This is a genomic window from Aquabacterium sp. (assembly GCF_034003525.1).
In the GTDB taxonomy this organism is placed as follows: domain Bacteria; phylum Pseudomonadota; class Gammaproteobacteria; order Burkholderiales; family Burkholderiaceae_C; genus Aquabacterium.
In genome coordinates this window covers 14,607-29,724 of sequence record NZ_JAVEYN010000014.1, presented here as the reverse complement: position 1 = coordinate 29,724, position 15,118 = coordinate 14,607, and the positions used below count along the sequence as shown (strand labels likewise).

Sequence of the window (15,118 nt, the reverse complement as noted above, 5' to 3'; positions counted from 1 at the left end):
TGCCTTTATCAGCTGACCGGATGGATGACGGTGAGCCAAGCGAGCAGGCCCAGCACCTCGGTGAGTTGCTGGGTGGCGCCCAGGGTGTCGCCGGTGAAGCCACCCAGGCGGCGCTGGAACCAGCGCCAGCAGACGATGCCGCCAATGAGCATGGCCAGGGCCGCACGCCCCAGGGCGATCGTCAGCGTACCGGTGGGCCAGCCGGATTGGGCCAGCCACAGCCACATGCAAGCGGCCACGACCACGGTCCAGCAAGTGGCCGCGATCACCTGCCCCCAACTGGCCTGCAGGCCCAAGGGCTTGGCCTTGGCGTGCGCAAGGTCACCCCCATAGGGCAGCAGGCGGATCATCCACACGGCTACCAGACGTGAGCCGGCGTGGCACCAGACCAGGGCCATCATGGTCCAGGCCAGCAGCACCTGGTGGATGTGGCTGCTCTGGGCGTTGTTCAGCTCGCTGACCAGGGGCGTCGCCAGGGAGCTGAGCGTGGCGGCCTTGACCCCCAGCAGCAGGATCAGGCCGAGCGAGCCGTAGGAGCCGATGCGCGAGTCCTTCATGATCTCCAGCGCACGCTCGCGGCTGACGCTGCCGCCCAGCGCGTCGCAGGTGTCGGCCCAGCCGTCTTCATGGAAGCCGCCAGTGAGCCAGATGGTGAAGGCCATCGACAGGATGACCGCCACCAGCGGTGGCCACCAGTTGGCGGTCAGCGCCAGCATCAAGGCACCGGCACAGCCGACCAGCGCCCCGACCAGCGGGAAATAGCGCTGGCAGGCCTGCAACCAATCCGGGTGGTAGCCCACCCAGGCGGGCACAGGCACCCGCGTGAAGAACTGCAGGGCGATGAAGAACAGGCGGACTTCGTGGATCAGGAAACGCATGGGGGCATCTTGCCTGGTTTGCTCACTGGGCCTGAGACTGGCCGGCATCCGTATCGGAGTCACTGACGCCGGCCGCGTCGAAGCTCGCCATGTCGCGCAAGATCGCACAGGCCGACTCCAGCAGCGGCCAGGCCAGTGCGGCACCCGAGCCTTCGCCCAGACGCAGGCCGAGTTGCAGCAGGGCTTGCGCCTTCAGGTGACCCAGCAAGATCACATGGCCTGCCTCATCCGACTGATGCGAGAACACGCAGCGTTGCAGCACCAGCGGTTGCAAGCGGGCGGCCACCAGCACCGCGCTGGTGGTGATGAAGCCATCGACCAGGATGACGCGGTTCTCGGCGGCGGCTTGCAGCACGGCACCCACCATCTGCGCGATCTCGAAACCGCCGAAGGCCGCGAGAGCCTCAAGCGGCGTTTGCGCATCCGGGTGACGCAACAGCACTTCGTTGAGCACGGCGCGCTTGTGGGTGAGCGCTGTGTCGCTGAGGCCCGTACCGCGGCCAGTGCACAGGTCGAGCGACTCGCCGGTCAAGCGGGCCATCAACAAGGAAGCGCTGGAGGTGTTGCCGATGCCCATTTCACCGAGCAGCAGCGCATTGCCAGGCAGGCCGCGCACCAGCTCCTGGCCGTGACGCAAGGCGGCCTCGCACTGCTCGGTGGTCATGGCCGCTTGCGCGGAACAGTCGGCGGTGCCGGGGGCGACCTTGCGGATCTGCAGACCGGGTCGCGGTGCGAAGTCATGGGCCACGCCACAGTCCACCACGGTCATGGCAACGCCGTGCTGGCGACACAGCACGCTGACCGCCGCGCCTCCGGCGAGGAAGTTTTCGATCATCTGCCAGGTGACGTCGCTGGGGTAAGCCGAAACGCCTCGGGCGGTGAGGCCGTGGTCGCCAGCAAAGACCACCATCTGCGGGTCGACCAGGCGAGGCTGCTCGCTGCGCAGCACCAGGCCGATGCGGTGAGCCAGGGCTTCCAGCCGACCCAGCGCGCCGAGGGGCTTGGTCTTGCGGTCGATGACGTGGTGCAGTCGGTCGGACAGAACGGCGTCGTTCAGGTCGGTGATGGGGGCGAAGGTCAGGGAGGAAGAGGTCATGATGAAGCGATACGAGAAGAGGACGTGTGAGTCAGTTGCTGGCGTGCAAGCCTGCGATGGATGACGCGCTCGTCCACGTCAGGGAGGCAAGGGCTTCAGCAATGCCTTCAACACACCGGGCGTGAAATGCTGGTCCACGTAGTCAGCCAGGCCGTCGAACACCTGTGACAAGGCCGGAACGCCCTGCCCCAGCAGTGCATGCAGCGCCTCGTCGGATTCGAACAGGCCGTGCAGGTAGATGCCGAGCACCTGTCCCTGCTGCCAACCCAGGCACTGGCCGTCGATGCCCTGCAAGGCCGGTCGGGCCTGGGTCGAGCGCGCCTGCGTGCGGCCGTGGTGGATTTCGTAGCCCGTGGCGGGCACGCCGGCCAGCGCCGCCCACGACGAGATGGCCGCGAGCTCATCGGCAAAGCGCGCGGTGGTGGCCTTGAGCAGCTTGCTGGTGTCGAAGCGGGTGTCCACGTCCAGCAGGCCCAGTCCCGGCACATCGCCAGAGGCGCCTCGCTCGACGCCGTCCGGGTCGCTCAAGGTGTGACCCAGCATCTGCAGGCCCCCGCAGATGCCCAGCACGGCACGGCCGCGCTGCACGTGCCGATGCAGGGCGGCGTCCAGCCCTTGGGCCCGCAACCAGGCCAGGTCGGACGTCGTGTGCTTCGAGCCCGGCAGGATCACCCAGTCCACGTCGTCCAGCTCTGCGGGGTGGCGCGCCCAGATCAGGCGCACGTGCGGTGCCGAGCGCAGTGGCTGGAATTCATCGAGGTTGCTGATGCGCGGGTAGGCGATCACCGCCACGCGCAAGATGGGGCGCGTGTAGCCCTCTGCCGTCGCTGCCGGGCCAGTCGGCGTGTCGTCGAACACACCATCTTCCTCGGGCAGGCCGTGCCCTCGCCACATGGGCAGCACGGCCACGGTCGGCACGCCGGTCAGTGCTTGCAGCTGCTGTGGACCGGGCGCCAGCAAGGTGGCATCGCCCCGGAAGCGATTGAGCACAAAGCCGCGGATGAGGGCACGCTCTTGCGCGTTCAGCAACTGGTGTGTGCCGTACAGGTGGGCGAAGGCGCCGCCGCGGTCAATGTCGGTGACCAGCAGGCAGGCAGCCTGCGCGGCCAGGGCCGTGCGCATGTTCACGTAATCGCTGCTGTGCAGGTTGATCTCGGCGGGCGAGCCCGCGCCCTCGATCACCACCACGTCGTGATCGGCCATCAGGGACTGCAAGCCCGCGCGGGCATGGGGCCACAGGTGCTCGCTGCGTTCACGCCAGGGGACACGACGCAGGTCATCCCGCACCTCGCCCATGACGACGACCTGGCTGGCGGTGTCCTGCTCCGGCTTGAGCAGCACGGGGTTCATGCGCACATCGGGCGTGACACCCGCTGCCAAGGCTTGGAAGTACTGTGCGCTGCCGATCTCGCCGAGACGGCCATCGAGCCCGGGCACGACGCGGGCGTTGTTGCTCATGTTCTGAGCCTTGAAGGGCGCCACCTTCAGGCCTTGACGGGCATACCAGCGGCACAAGGCGGTGGCCAGCCAGCTTTTACCCGCCCCGCTGGTGGTGCCCAGCACCATGACGGCACGCGCGCTCACGCGGCCACCTCGAGGTCACGCAAGGCCAGGCACAGCGCCCGACCGGCCGCAGGCTCATGGGCACGCCAGCGCACCCAGCCGGGCAAACCGAAGCTGCTGGCATCGCGCAGCTTGATGCCCCGTACGCGCAAAGCCGCCAACAATTCGGGCAGTTGCGAAGACGAACCCAAAGGTGGGCGACTCAGCATGAAAGGCGTAACGCCGCCTGGGCGGTGGGTCCAGCCCAGCTCGCTCAAGGCCTGAGCTTGCACCGCTTGCCACTGCGCCAGTTGCTGACGCGACTCGGCCAGCCAGGTCTGCAGCACGGGAAGGTGCCACTGTGAAAGCAAGCTCACCCCTTCGGCCGACAGCACCCAGCTGGGGGCCAAGCGGTCGAGCTGAGCCGCAGTGGGGCCACAAAGCGTGTGAGAGGCTTCCGGAGCCTGCATCCACCCGGCACGCACGCCAGTCAGGCCGCAACTCTTGTTCGGCGACCACAGTTGCCAACAGGCGCTTGCCACCTCGTCGGGCACCGGATCGGCGCCGATCAGGCGCAGGGGCTCATAAGCCCGGTCGAGCGCCACGATCAGTTGCAGGCCCTGCGCCTGCACGGCCTGCAGGGCTTCCCAGAAAGCCGTTGGCAAACTGGCCCCAGTCGGGTTGCAGGGCTCGCACAACCACCACAGGACTGGCGTGCTGCGCGCCCGCTCGGCGACCTCTGCCAGCGCCTGCGCAGCATCGGTCCAGGGCCGCAAGGTCAGGCCCAAGGCGTTGGCGGCGGCCGCGTAATCGCCATAGCCAGGATGCGGCACCCACACCTCGCGCACGCCGTGCAGCATCGCAGCCAGGGTCAGACGCCGGATGCCCTCGCTGCTGCCCGAGGTGGGCACGATCTGCTCGGGCGTGCAGCCCGACGCAGCGGCCAGGGTGGCCCGCAAGGATGTGTAACTCGGATCGGGATAGGCGCAACGATCCGTCTCGACCAAGGCCTGCATCAGGGCAGCCGGCTGCAGGCGCACATTGGCGTTGCTGGAAAAATCCCATTGCACCACCGGGCCGCTGTCGGGGCCGCCATGCATCACAGCCTCATTCATTTCACATTCCCTTCAGCAGGGCCGTGCCCCACAACAGCAGTGCACTGCAGGCGCCCCCGGCCCACACCACGCGCCCAGCACATGCCAGGGCTTGTTGCGTATGGTGGGGCTGGGCCAGCACCCCGTCGGCATGGAGCACGTACACGCCCGGCTTGCGCAGCTGAATGCCCAGCAGCAAGGCCATGGCCCCCATGGGCCATCCGCCATTGGGCGATGGCGTCTGCGCGGCCTGCCGACGCAGGGTCGACCACGACAGGCGACGCTTGGACGCGATCACGAGCAAGCCAGCCGTGAGGCGCGCGGGCAGCCACGAGAGCACGTCATCGGCACGTGCGGCCCATTTGCCCGCCCATTCGTAGCGCCCGCGGTAACCCCACATCGCGTCGGCCGTGTTGGCGAAGCGGTACAGCGCCGCCGCAGGAAGGCCGCCCACGGCAAACCAGAACAAGGGGGCAATCACCGAGTCATTGAGGTTCTCGGCCAGGGTCTCGATGGCGCTTTCGCGCACGGTGGTGGCGTCCAGGTGGGTCACGTCGCGGCTGACCAGACGCTGCAATTGCGAGCGTCCTGCGGACAGGGACTCGGCCAGAGCCAGCTCCACGGCTGCGACCTCGTCGCGCAGCATGCGCCAGGCCAGCATGGGCTTGAGCATCAAGGCGAGCAACACGGCCTGTACCACCGCGACCCACAGTGCATCAACGCCAGCCAGCAGGCCGCCCATCTGCAGCAACAGCGCCACAGCCAAGCCGAACGCGGCCACCAGGCACGCGCCCAGGGACCATGCCAGCATACCGCCGACCAACGCGCTGGCGGGCGACAAGGCGCACAAGCGTGGCCCCAGTGCACCCAGAAAGCGCCCCATCCAGACCACCGGGTGCAGCCACACCGGCGGCTCCCCCCAGCGCCGGTCGATGACCAGCGCCAGCGGGATGGCACACAGGCTGACCCAGAACCAGCTCATCCGGACTCAGTCCTCGATGCCGCGTTGCGCCGGCACACCAGCGTTGTAGTGGTGCTTGATCAACGTCATCTCGGTGACGGTGTCGGCCAAGTCCACCAGCTCTTGCGGTGCACCGCGGCCGGTCAACACGACGTTGACGTGGCTGGGACGGGTGCGCAGCACCTCGAGCACGCGGTTCAGGTCCAGCCAGCCGTAACGGATCGGATACGTGATCTCGTCGAGCACGACGAGGAAGTGCTCGCCCGCCAGGATGGTGGCGGCCGCACGCTCCCAGCCATCACGGGCCAGTTGGGCGGAATGCTCCAAGTCCTTGCTCTTCCAGCTGAAGCCGTCACCCAGGCCTTCGATGGGCACGCCGAGCTGCTCGAAGACGCGGTGCTCTCCAAAACGGGCGCTGGGCACCTTCATGAACTGGTAGATCTTGACGGCCTTGCCACGGCCATGGGCACGCAGCGCCAAACCGAAAGCGGCGGTGCTCTTGCCCTTGCCGTCGCCGGTGTTGATGAGGATCAGGCCACGGCGGTCACCATCGGGTTTCTCGACCTGACGGTCAACGGGAGGCTTTTCGATTTCCATAAAGGGCTCCTGATGCGGAATTCAATGAGAAGGCGCGAACAACGCCGCTGTGGCGCTCGGGTTCGACGGAAAGTACAGATGCAGGAAAGACGCGTGCAGGCGGCCGATGCGGTAGACCGCTTCGGGCTGCCCGTTGAAACGCTGGGACTGGGTGCGATCCGCGGGCGTGAGTGGGCTCTCCATGCGCGCGTGGTGGAAGGTGTGCCCACGCACCTCCCCTTCGGGCAGCGTCAGGCTGTGCATCCCCAGATTCACCAGGCGCTTTTGCATGCTCGCCTCGCCCGGCACCAGACCCCACATCGCTGCGCGTTGGCCACTGTGATCGGTCAGGCCATCGAGCAAGGCCAGCATCCCGCCGCACTCTGCCACGATGGGCTTGCCCTGTGCTTGGTGCGCCGCAATGGCCCCACGCATGGCGGTGTTGCCTGACAACGTGGACAAATGCAGTTCGGGGTAGCCGCCCGTCAGGTACAAGGCGTCGGCGGTGGGCAAAGCCTGGTCGTGCAGGGGCGAGAAATAAACGACCCTCGCGCCCAGCGCCTGCAGCGTGTCGACATTGGCGCGGTACAAAAAGGCAAAGGCCTCGTCGCGGCTCACTGCCACCGTCACCCCTTCCAGGCTGCGAGCGCGCACGGTCTGCGACTCGGGCAAAGCGGGCCGGGTGAACACCACGGGCTCCGGCATCTCCGGGTTCAGGCGCCCCAAGGCCTCGGCAGCCCGGTCCAGCCGCGCGTCGATGTCCGCCACCTCGTCGGCCTGCACCAGGCCCAGATGGCGCGAGGGCATGCCCATGGCATCGTCTCGCGGCAAGCCACCGAACCAGCGCAGCCCCTCCGTCAAGCTCTCGCGCAGCATCTGAGCGTGGGTCTCGCTGCCAATGCGGTTGGCCAGCACGCCCGCAAACTGCAGCCCGGGCCGGTAATGCGCCAAGCCGTAGGCGATGGCGCCAAAGGTCTGCGCCATGGAGGACCCGTCGATGACCGCCATCACCGGCAGCCCCAGGCGCATGGCCAGATCGGCGCTGGAGCTCATGCCGTCATACAGGCCCATCACCCCTTCGACGAGGATCAGGTCGGCCTCCTGGGCCGCTTGCCACAGCAGTTCACGGCAATGCGCCTCGCCGCCCATCCACAGGTCCAACTGGTAAACCGGGTGGCCGCTGGCCCGCTCCAGGATCATCGGATCCAGAAAATCGGGCCCCGTCTTGAACACCCGCACGCGCCGCCCTTGCTGCCGATGCCAGCGTGCCAGCGCCGCGGTGGCCGTGGTCTTGCCTTGTCCGGAAGCCGGCGCGCTGACCAGCAGCGCCGGGCAGGAAATCTGGGAGGACGTCACGTTGTCACCTTGTCAGAGAAATCAGAAGCGGGGCGCTGCGCCGATCGCGGCAGCGCCACCCAATGTCCGCCCACGGCGTGCAGGTCGATGCGATCGTCAAACACCTTGCACAGCGCCTCGTGCGCGGCCGCTGCGTGCGTGTCGCCGTGGTGCACGACACGCCCGTGTCGCATCACGATGAGCTCATCGGCTTGCAGGGCCATGTTCAGCTCGTGCAGCACACTCACCACGGTGACACCCGCATCGCGCAGCTCGCGCACGATGTCGAGCCAGTCGGCCTGATGCGGCGGGTCGAGGTGGGCCAGGGGCTCGTCCATCAGCACGATGGGAGCCTGCACGGCCAGCACCCGCGCCAGCAGGACACGCTGGCGCTCGCCACCCGACAGCTGCCCCATCGGGCGATCGCGCCAGTCCCAGCATTGGGTTTGCCGCATCGCGGCCTGCACGGCGGCCTCGTCCTGCGCCGAGGGCGGCGCCAGCCAGGCCTGATGCGGCAGGCGCCCCAACATCACGACGTCGATGGCCAGCAGGTCATCGGCACCACTTTCAGCCTGCCCCAGCCAAGCCAGCCGCTGGGCTTTGGCCTTGGCCGCCCACTGCGCGAGTGGACGCGACAACAACTGCACCTCGCCCTGACATGGCTGCAGGCCGGCCAAGGTGCGCAGCAAGGTGGACTTGCCCGCGCCGTTGGGGCCGACCATGGCCACCCAGCGGCCCACCGGCACGTCCAGGCGGATGTCATGCAGGATGGCATGGCCCTGCAAGCGCACCGACTGGATGCGCGCGCTCAAGGCCACGTTCAACACAGCGGCAGATGCGGTCGTCATGACGTGACCCCCATGCGGTGCATGCGCCACAGCAGGTAGCCGCCGCCCAGAACCGCTGTCAGCAAGCCTACGGGCAGCTCCAGCGGCGCCCACACCCAGCGCGCCAGGATGTCAGCCGCCAGCAGCAAGATGCCACCGGCCAGCGCCGACAGAACCAGGCGTGGCCCCTGCGTGGATTGCACCCGGCTGCGCACAAGATGCGGCGCCACCAGGCCCACGAACGAAATCAAACCGGCCTGGGCCACGGCAGTGCCGGTCGACAGCGCCAGCGCCCCCACCAGCAGCACCCGCACCAGACCCAGTCGCACACCCAAACTGATGGCGGCGGCATCCCCCAGGCTGAGCGCGTCCAGCGCCCGGCTGCAGCCCCAGGCCACCAGCAGCGACACCAGCAACATGGGCCACAGGATCATGACGCTGTCCCAGCCCAGAAAACCCGTCGTGCCCAGCATGAAGGCCTGCATGGCACGCATGATGTCCGGCTCCAGCAGCATGATCAGCGCCGTCAAGGCGCCCAGCACCACACCCACCACGACACCAGCCAGCAACAGACGCAGCGTGTGCTGCACGCCTTTGGACAAGACCAGGGTCAGCAACACCGCCAGCACAGCCCCCACGAAGGCGGCGCCGGTCAGCCCCATGCGCACCAGGATGCCCGTCGCTACCGGACTGACGCCAACCAGGCCCAGGAACAAGGCCACGCCCAAGGCTGCCCCCGACGAACTGCCCAACAAATAAGGATCGGCCAACGGGTTGCGAAACAGACCCTGGGCAATGGCCCCACTGAGGGCCAGCAACGCCCCTGCCAACCAAGCGCCCACGCAACGCGGCGCACGGATGTCCCAGGCAATCTGCCACGCCAGCGGGTCATCGTGGGCCTGCCACGGCGGAGACCAGCCCGTGCTGCCCACGGACAGCCCGACACCGCACAACAGCAAGGACAGCACCACCAGCCCGCCGGCCCAGGCCAACCACCTCATCGTGCGCCCCCTGACGGTACGACACCCTTCAGGCAACGCGCCATGATCTGAGCGGCCTCACCCATGCGCGGACCGGGTCGAGACAACACATTGCCCTCCTCGGCCGAGAACGCGCAGATGCGCTTGTCTTTGACCGCACGGATGCCGGACCAGCCCGGACGCCCCGGCAAAGTACCGCCATGACGCGCCGACACCATGATCACCTGCGGATCGGCACGCACGATGTATTCCGGGTTGAGCTTGGGAAACGGCCCCAACTTGGCCGGCACGATGTTGACCAGCCCCAGGCGGGCCAAGGTGTGACCGATGAAGGAAGACTCGCCTGCCGCGTAGGGTGCGCTGTCCACCTCGTAGTACACGCGCAGGCCGCGCGCCTGCGCCGGCACCTGACGGGCTGCGTTGTTCACCTGCGCCTCCATGCGCTGCCACAGACGCTCACCGGCAGCCCCCGCGCCCAGCAGTCGCGCGACCTTGGAGGCCACGCGGTGCACGTCTTCGTAGGTCTTGGGCTCCAGCGCCACCACCTTCAGGCCCAGTGCTTCCAGCCGGTCTGTCACGCGCGATGAGATCGCCAACAGCACCACATCGGGCCTCAGCGCCACGATCATTTCGATGTTGGCATCGTCCAGCCCGCCGGTCTTGGGCAGCGCCCGCACCGATGCCGGATGGTTGGAATAGCGGTCGGTGGCCACCACGCGGGCACACGAACCCAACTCGCACACCGTCTCGGTCAACGATGGCAACAAGGACACGATGCGCTGCGGCGGCGCCGGCAAGTTCACCGTCACACCACGGTCATCGGTCACCGTCACGGGGGCGGCATGACTGCACACCGCACCCAGCGCCAGGGCAGCCGCCAGCAGGCGCCGTTTCAGCCCAGCCAAGATCGGATTCATGTGGTGCTCATCCTTGCGAAGCGATGACGGGCCGGGTCCAGGGCTGCCCGGCCACCATCAAGGTCAAATCGGTGCAACGCTGCGCGACGGCCTGATTGAGCCAACCCAACTCATCGACGAAGGCACGCACCTCGCGCGACAAGGGGATGATCCCCCAGCCCACCTCGTTGGACACGAACACCACCGGAGACGGCAGCGCCACCAAGGTGGTCAGCAAGGCCTCGCGTTCAGCCCGCCAGGCAGCCTGATCCGCTTGACCTTCTGCGGGCATCAACCAGTTGGTCAGCCACAGGGTCAGGCAATCGACCAGCAGGAGTCGCCCCGGCGCCGCCTGCTCACGCAGCACACGGCTGAGCGCCAGCGGCTCTTCCACCGTGGTCATGCCGGCCGGCCGTTCGGCCTGGTGACGGGCGATGCGCGCGCGCATCTCGTCGTCCCAGGCCACGGCCGTGGCCACCACCGTCACGCGATGCTCGGGCGAGGCGGCCAGCCATTGCAGCGCCAGCCGCTCGGCATGACGCGACTTGCCGCTGCGCTGCCCGCCCACGATCAGATGATGACTCATGCTGGTTTCCTTGCGGTGCTCAGGCTCACAGATCCGGCGTCCAGCGCAGACCCGCAAAGACCGTGCGCCCCGGCGAGCTGTAGGTGCGGGCGGTCTCGTAACGCTTGTCCGCCAGATTGTCCACACGCAAGATGAGCTTCCAGTTCTGGGTCAGCTCCTTCTGCGCGTCGACACCCCACAAGACATAGGCACCCAAGCGATTCTTGTTGCTGGCGTCGTCAAAGCGCGCTCCGGCCCACTGCATCTGCGCGCCCCACATCCACTGAGCCCAGCTGGTCTCGGCGCGAACGCTGCCGTGCTGCCGCGAGCGGCGCGCCAGCAGCTTGTCCGTCTCCGCGTTGCGAGGGTCGTCCAGATTGAACGACCCCGTCCAGCGCACCGAGGCCAAAGTAACGGCCCCGCTCAACTCGACCCCTCGCAGGGTCGCGCGGCCCACATTGCGATAGCAGCCATATGTGCTGGCACACACGCCGGCATCGCTGTAGTTGATGAGGTCATTCACGTGGCTGTTGAACACCGTCACGCCCCATTGCGCGCTGCCCGCGTGGTACTGCAACCCCAACTCACTGGTGCGACCCTGCTCAGGACGCAGATTGGGTTGGCCATAGTCGCTGAAGCGCTGGTAAAGCGTGGGCGCACGGAACGAGGTGCCCCACGAACCCCGCACACGCCACTGCGCGCTCAGGTCATAGGCAGCCCCGACGGAGCCGGTCACATGCTGGCCAAATGCGCTGTGATGGTCTTCACGGATCGACGTCTGAACGCTCAGATCCTGCCCCTGCCAGTCGTAACCCAGCCCCAGTGCACCCGCCCGCTGCACATCCCGGTCGGCCGGCACAGAGGTGTTCTTCAGGCGATCTTCACGGCCCTCCAACGTGGCTCGCACGGTATGCCCCCCCCAGCTGAACTGGTTGGACCACGAACCGTTGCGCACCTCGGTGCGTGTGATGTAGACAGAAGGCCTTGTCTCATAGCGACTGGTGGACTGCCCCACCGTCACCGTGCTGCGCCAGGCATCCAGCCATTGCGCCACCCAGGCAGCCGACACGGTGTCCAGATCCTGGATGCTGCGATCGTCGAACTTGCTGTTGACCGAGGCGTCGTAGCCCGCATTGCTGTGTTGCGACAGCAGGTTCACATGAAACTGCTGGCGAGCCGACAACTGATACCCAAGACGCGCGTGGGCGCTGCTCGCGCGGTAATCGTCATCGTCCGACGCGCGGGTGCCAGCCTTGGTGTTGTTGCGCGTGTTGAAGCCTGAGGCCCGCGACAGCGTCCCGCCGAGGCTGTAGGACCACGGGCCAGCGCCCCCTGACAAACTCACATCGCCCTGTGTCAGCCCTCGATTGCCGACTCCCAGGCCCAACGTCATCCGCATCGGCCCCTGACCCTTGCGGGTGAAGATCTGGACCACGCCGGCAATGGCGTCCGAGCCGTAGATGGCACTGGCAGGCCCACGCACCACCTCAATGCGCTCGATCTCCGACAAAGGCAGCGACTCCCATGTGGCACCACCCGCACCCGACTGGGTGTCCAGGCGAACCCCGTCGACCAACACCAGCAAGTGCCGGGACTCCGCGCCGCGCAAGTAGACGCTGGACGTGCCGTAGACATCTCCGTTACGCACGATCTGAAAACCCGGGAGGGTCTTGAGCACATCGGCCACCCCCGCCCCTGCGTGACGCTCAATGTCGTCCCGCGTGATGACCGACACATCGGCCATCACCTTGTGGATGGGTTGGGGTTCACGGTTGGCGGTCACCACCACGTCGCTTACCACGTCCTGCGCCCACACTATGGACGGCAACAGAGACAAAACCACGCCACACGCCACGGCCGAAGCCGAACGCACCCCAGGTGCCACACGCACCGAGTTCACACAAAACATGATGGAAATCAAGAGACAAGTGCCCGGCCTGCGTCCCCGCAAGCGATGGGCGAAACGACAAGGCCCACCTCAGGTGGACCTGTCCCTTGCTGGCCGGTATCCGGGCTAGGCGATTGCAACCTGTGAGACCTTCCCAGGTCTGTTTCAGACCCAGTGGCAGAGAGCACAAGCGGAGGAGCCGGGATGAACCCGGCGACTCGATCGCCGACCGTTGCGGGGGCAGCGCAGTTCGAGCGGGCACCGTGTAACACGACACACCCTACTGCTTCCCGTTTAACCGCGCCAAGTGAACCCCGGCGCGAGCACCAACAGGCAGCATTGTAAGGCGCCTACAATGTTTGGCTTGTCCTGGCCGCTCGCACCCCACCTCAGGTTGACGCCCCTCAATGTCCAGAATCGACGAACTCACGGACCGCATCGAGCGCCTGCTGCTGCGCCACGAAGAATTGCGACGCACCAACGCATTGTTGCAGCAGCAACTGACCGTGACCACGCAGGAGCGTGACTCCCTGCGTGCGCGCCTGTCGGCCGCCCGGTCGCGCATCGACGCGCTGATCGACAAGCTGCCCCAGGTTGCCGGATCGATGCTGGCCGAGCCTGACGACGACCAGCCCAAAGCCTGACTGCCATGAAGCAAATCGAAGTTTCCATCATGGGGCAGAGCTATCTGCTGGGTTGCCCCGAGGGCGGTGAAGAGCGTCTGCGCGAGGCAGTCTCTCAGGTCGACCGCGAGATGTGCGCCATCCGTGACAGCGGCAAGCTCAAGGCGCGCGAGCGCATCGCCGTGCTGGCCGCGCTGAACCTGGCCTACATCCTGGCCGACCGCCCTGCCGCATCGGCAGCAGTGTCTGCCCCCGCAAACGCCACGGCATCCGGCAATGCCGATGCAGGCCTGCCCGCCCCCGAATACCTGGATCAACTCATCCAGCGCCTGGACCAGGCCCTCGACAGCGACGGCCACCTGATCTGAGCCGGCGCCGTGCCCGCTGGCGGCACCCAGCGTGTGTGGCTTGTGTGTGTTTTGCACGACCACACCGCGCGATTCGCCGTAGAATGAAACCGTTCGTCGCGTTCGTGGTTGCTTTGATTTCCTTGAACCGATGCTCTTGGAGCCAGGGCTTGGAACATTGCGGCGCGGGCGTGATCGTCTCGCGTCAGATGAACCCGAAGTGCTGCTGACCTCGCCCACCTGAATCCCACCTGGGTTCAGGAATGCGGCAACCAGTGCGCGGCGAACACCTTCTACGACAACGGCCAGACCCTGCACCAGGACCTGGCCGTTTTTTCATGGTGGATGCGAGGCCCGTGCGGGCACGCGGAACCGCTCAGGCCGCCGGCACAAACTGGATGCTGGCCAGCGCAATGCGGTTGCCGCCCTTGTCACGGGCACTGGACAGGGCGCGGTCGGCGCTGCGCAGCAACTCGTCGACGATGCCGGCCGTGTGCGGGAAGCTGGACACGCCCATTGAGACCGTGAACGGGATCTGCTGACCATTAAAGGGCACGATGTGCTCGGCACACTGGCGGCGCAACTGCTCCATGCGTGCGTGCGCCGTGGCCAGGCCGATGCCCGACAGCAGCACGACGAAGCGGTCGCCGCCCAGACGGCAGGGCGAATCCATCGCGCGGGTGTTGGCGCGCAGCAGGCGCCCCAGCGACTCGACCACGCGCTCACAGGCCTCGACACCGTGCAGGCGACGGATCTCGTCCATGTTGTCAATGGCAATGGCCACCAGGGCAAACTCGCGCTGCTCGCGGCTCGACAGGTCGGCCTCACGGCGCAGTTGCTCGTCGAAGTGGACGCGGTGGTACAGACCCGACGAGGTGTCGCGCACCTGGTTGTCTTCCATGTCGCGGCGCAGCGCGTCATTGGCCTTTTGCTGCTGCTCCAGCTGCGCCAACGCCTGGGCAATCTGGGCCTCGCGCTGGTGCGTCTCGGTGATGTCTTGCCAGAGGGAGAGCATGTGCGGCTCGCTCTGCCCCTCCAAGGCCACCTGCTGGCGCCAGACCCGGAAGTCGCGGCGCGCACTGCGCACCTCCATGCGGTGTTCTGAGCGCAGGCCGTTGGGCATGGCAGCGGCCTGCACATCGGCAGCGCGCAGGGCCACGGCCTGAGTCGCATCAAATATGTCGGCGTCCAGCGCCCCTTCGAGCGAGTCATCGCCTGCCTGCAGGAGGCGCGAGGCGGCCTCGCTGGCATAGACGTAGCGTCCCGAGCTCAGGTCTTTGACCAGCACGGCCAGCCCGAGTTGGTCCAGTGCGTTCAGAACCGCCTGGTGCACGGCACCGCTGTTCAGGACGACGGAGGCAAGAGAGTCGGACATGAAAACCTGTGTGGATGAAGGGAATGGCACAAGGGAAGCGCACAGATCGTCCGTCAAATGACGCGCCGTGGCTGTCCTTCAAACAAGGGATAGAGGATTTTTTACACGACAAATGTGCCCTAATTCACAGCGCCG

15 protein-coding genes and 1 riboswitch are annotated in these 15,118 nt (G+C 66.9%); of the genes, 2 read left to right on the top strand and 13 right to left on the bottom strand.

What is annotated here, in order from left to right:
- Positions 1–8: 8 nt before the first annotated feature.
- The 12 genes from RBT42_RS09850 to RBT42_RS09795 form a co-directional block, all read right to left on the bottom strand.
- Positions 9–878 carry an adenosylcobinamide-GDP ribazoletransferase gene (locus tag RBT42_RS09850; RefSeq protein WP_320364617.1) on the bottom strand — a complete coding sequence of 290 codons (870 nt, stop codon included), beginning with the start codon at positions 876–878 and terminating at the stop codon, positions 9–11.
- 22 nt (positions 879–900) lie between these two features.
- Positions 901–1,974: a nicotinate-nucleotide--dimethylbenzimidazole phosphoribosyltransferase gene (gene cobT / locus RBT42_RS09845; protein ID WP_320364615.1), complete on the bottom strand. Its 1,074-nt coding sequence runs from the start codon at positions 1,972–1,974 to the stop codon at positions 901–903.
- 78 nt (positions 1,975–2,052) lie between these two features.
- The gene (locus RBT42_RS09840; protein ID WP_320364613.1) at positions 2,053–3,558 is read right to left on the bottom strand and encodes a cobyric acid synthase; all 1,506 of its coding nucleotides are present in this window, start codon (positions 3,556–3,558) and stop codon (positions 2,053–2,055) included.
- Positions 3,555–4,631 carry an aminotransferase class I/II-fold pyridoxal phosphate-dependent enzyme gene (locus RBT42_RS09835; protein WP_320364611.1) on the bottom strand — a complete coding sequence of 359 codons (1,077 nt, stop codon included), beginning with the start codon at positions 4,629–4,631 and terminating at the stop codon, positions 3,555–3,557. The genes RBT42_RS09840 and RBT42_RS09835 overlap by 4 nt, the downstream gene beginning before the upstream one ends.
- Before the next feature lies 1 nt (position 4,632).
- Complete coding sequence (gene cbiB, locus RBT42_RS09830) at positions 4,633–5,592, bottom strand: adenosylcobinamide-phosphate synthase CbiB (RefSeq protein WP_320364609.1); 960 nt, start codon at positions 5,590–5,592, stop codon at positions 4,633–4,635.
- Between the two features lie 6 nt (positions 5,593–5,598).
- Positions 5,599–6,168 (bottom strand): cob(I)yrinic acid a,c-diamide adenosyltransferase, encoded by a 570-nt coding sequence (cobO, locus tag RBT42_RS09825; protein WP_320364607.1) that lies wholly within the window; start codon positions 6,166–6,168, stop codon positions 5,599–5,601.
- A gap of 21 nt (positions 6,169–6,189) precedes the next feature.
- A complete protein-coding gene (locus RBT42_RS09820) occupies positions 6,190–7,503 on the bottom strand; it encodes a cobyrinate a,c-diamide synthase (protein ID WP_320364605.1) in 1,314 nt (437 codons plus the stop codon).
- A complete protein-coding gene (locus tag RBT42_RS09815; protein WP_320364603.1) occupies positions 7,500–8,330 on the bottom strand; it encodes an ABC transporter ATP-binding protein in 831 nt (276 codons plus the stop codon). The genes RBT42_RS09820 and RBT42_RS09815 overlap by 4 nt, the downstream gene beginning before the upstream one ends.
- Positions 8,327–9,310 carry an iron ABC transporter permease gene (locus RBT42_RS09810; RefSeq protein ID WP_320364601.1) on the bottom strand — a complete coding sequence of 328 codons (984 nt, stop codon included), beginning with the start codon at positions 9,308–9,310 and terminating at the stop codon, positions 8,327–8,329. The genes RBT42_RS09815 and RBT42_RS09810 overlap by 4 nt, the downstream gene beginning before the upstream one ends.
- Complete coding sequence (locus RBT42_RS09805) at positions 9,307–10,206, bottom strand: helical backbone metal receptor (RefSeq protein ID WP_320364599.1); 900 nt, start codon at positions 10,204–10,206, stop codon at positions 9,307–9,309. The genes RBT42_RS09810 and RBT42_RS09805 overlap by 4 nt, the downstream gene beginning before the upstream one ends.
- A gap of 7 nt (positions 10,207–10,213) precedes the next feature.
- Complete coding sequence (cobU, locus tag RBT42_RS09800) at positions 10,214–10,771, bottom strand: bifunctional adenosylcobinamide kinase/adenosylcobinamide-phosphate guanylyltransferase (protein ID WP_320364597.1); 558 nt, start codon at positions 10,769–10,771, stop codon at positions 10,214–10,216.
- 25 nt (positions 10,772–10,796) lie between these two features.
- A complete protein-coding gene (locus tag RBT42_RS09795; RefSeq protein WP_320364596.1) occupies positions 10,797–12,659 on the bottom strand; it encodes a TonB-dependent receptor domain-containing protein in 1,863 nt (620 codons plus the stop codon).
- 73 nt (positions 12,660–12,732) lie between these two features.
- A riboswitch (cobalamin riboswitch) is annotated at positions 12,733–12,984 on the bottom strand.
- Between the two features lie 61 nt (positions 12,985–13,045).
- On the opposite strand from RBT42_RS09795, the gene RBT42_RS09790 reads away from it, so the two are divergent.
- Together RBT42_RS09790 and RBT42_RS09785 are read left to right on the top strand one after the other, a co-directional pair.
- On the top strand, positions 13,046–13,282 hold the full coding sequence (locus tag RBT42_RS09790) for a cell division protein ZapB (protein WP_320364595.1): 237 nt from the start codon (positions 13,046–13,048) through the stop codon (positions 13,280–13,282).
- A 5-nt stretch (positions 13,283–13,287) separates the two neighbouring features.
- Positions 13,288–13,629, top strand: a complete 342-nt coding sequence (locus RBT42_RS09785; RefSeq protein ID WP_320364594.1) for a cell division protein ZapA — start codon at positions 13,288–13,290, stop codon at positions 13,627–13,629.
- A 355-nt stretch (positions 13,630–13,984) separates the two neighbouring features.
- On the opposite strand, the gene RBT42_RS09780 is transcribed toward RBT42_RS09785, so the two are convergent.
- Positions 13,985–14,983 carry a diguanylate cyclase gene (locus RBT42_RS09780; protein ID WP_320364591.1) on the bottom strand — a complete coding sequence of 333 codons (999 nt, stop codon included), beginning with the start codon at positions 14,981–14,983 and terminating at the stop codon, positions 13,985–13,987.
- Between the last annotated feature and the right edge of the window lie 135 nt (positions 14,984–15,118).

Excerpts from the sequence above, each read along its gene's own strand:
- RBT42_RS09850 (WP_320364617.1), bottom strand. The coding sequence starts at position 878 with ATGCGTTTCCTGATCCACGAAGTCCGCCTGTTCTTCATCGCCCTGCAG.
- cobT (WP_320364615.1), bottom strand. The coding sequence starts at position 1,974 with ATGACCTCTTCCTCCCTGACCTTCGCCCCCATCACCGACCTGAACGAC.
- RBT42_RS09835 (WP_320364611.1), bottom strand. The coding sequence starts at position 4,631 with ATGAATGAGGCTGTGATGCATGGCGGCCCCGACAGCGGCCCGGTGGTG.
- cbiB (WP_320364609.1), bottom strand. The coding sequence starts at position 5,592 with ATGAGCTGGTTCTGGGTCAGCCTGTGTGCCATCCCGCTGGCGCTGGTC.
- cobO (WP_320364607.1), bottom strand. The coding sequence starts at position 6,168 with ATGGAAATCGAAAAGCCTCCCGTTGACCGTCAGGTCGAGAAACCCGAT.
- RBT42_RS09815 (WP_320364603.1), bottom strand. The coding sequence starts at position 8,330 with ATGACGACCGCATCTGCCGCTGTGTTGAACGTGGCCTTGAGCGCGCGC.
- RBT42_RS09810 (WP_320364601.1), bottom strand. The coding sequence starts at position 9,310 with ATGAGGTGGTTGGCCTGGGCCGGCGGGCTGGTGGTGCTGTCCTTGCTG.
- RBT42_RS09805 (WP_320364599.1), bottom strand. The coding sequence starts at position 10,206 with ATGAATCCGATCTTGGCTGGGCTGAAACGGCGCCTGCTGGCGGCTGCC.
- cobU (WP_320364597.1), bottom strand. The coding sequence starts at position 10,771 with ATGAGTCATCATCTGATCGTGGGCGGGCAGCGCAGCGGCAAGTCGCGT.
- RBT42_RS09795 (WP_320364596.1), bottom strand. The coding sequence starts at position 12,659 with ATGTTTTGTGTGAACTCGGTGCGTGTGGCACCTGGGGTGCGTTCGGCT.
- RBT42_RS09790 (WP_320364595.1), top strand. The coding sequence starts at position 13,046 with ATGTCCAGAATCGACGAACTCACGGACCGCATCGAGCGCCTGCTGCTG.
- RBT42_RS09785 (WP_320364594.1), top strand. The coding sequence starts at position 13,288 with ATGAAGCAAATCGAAGTTTCCATCATGGGGCAGAGCTATCTGCTGGGT.
- RBT42_RS09780 (WP_320364591.1), bottom strand. The coding sequence starts at position 14,983 with ATGTCCGACTCTCTTGCCTCCGTCGTCCTGAACAGCGGTGCCGTGCAC.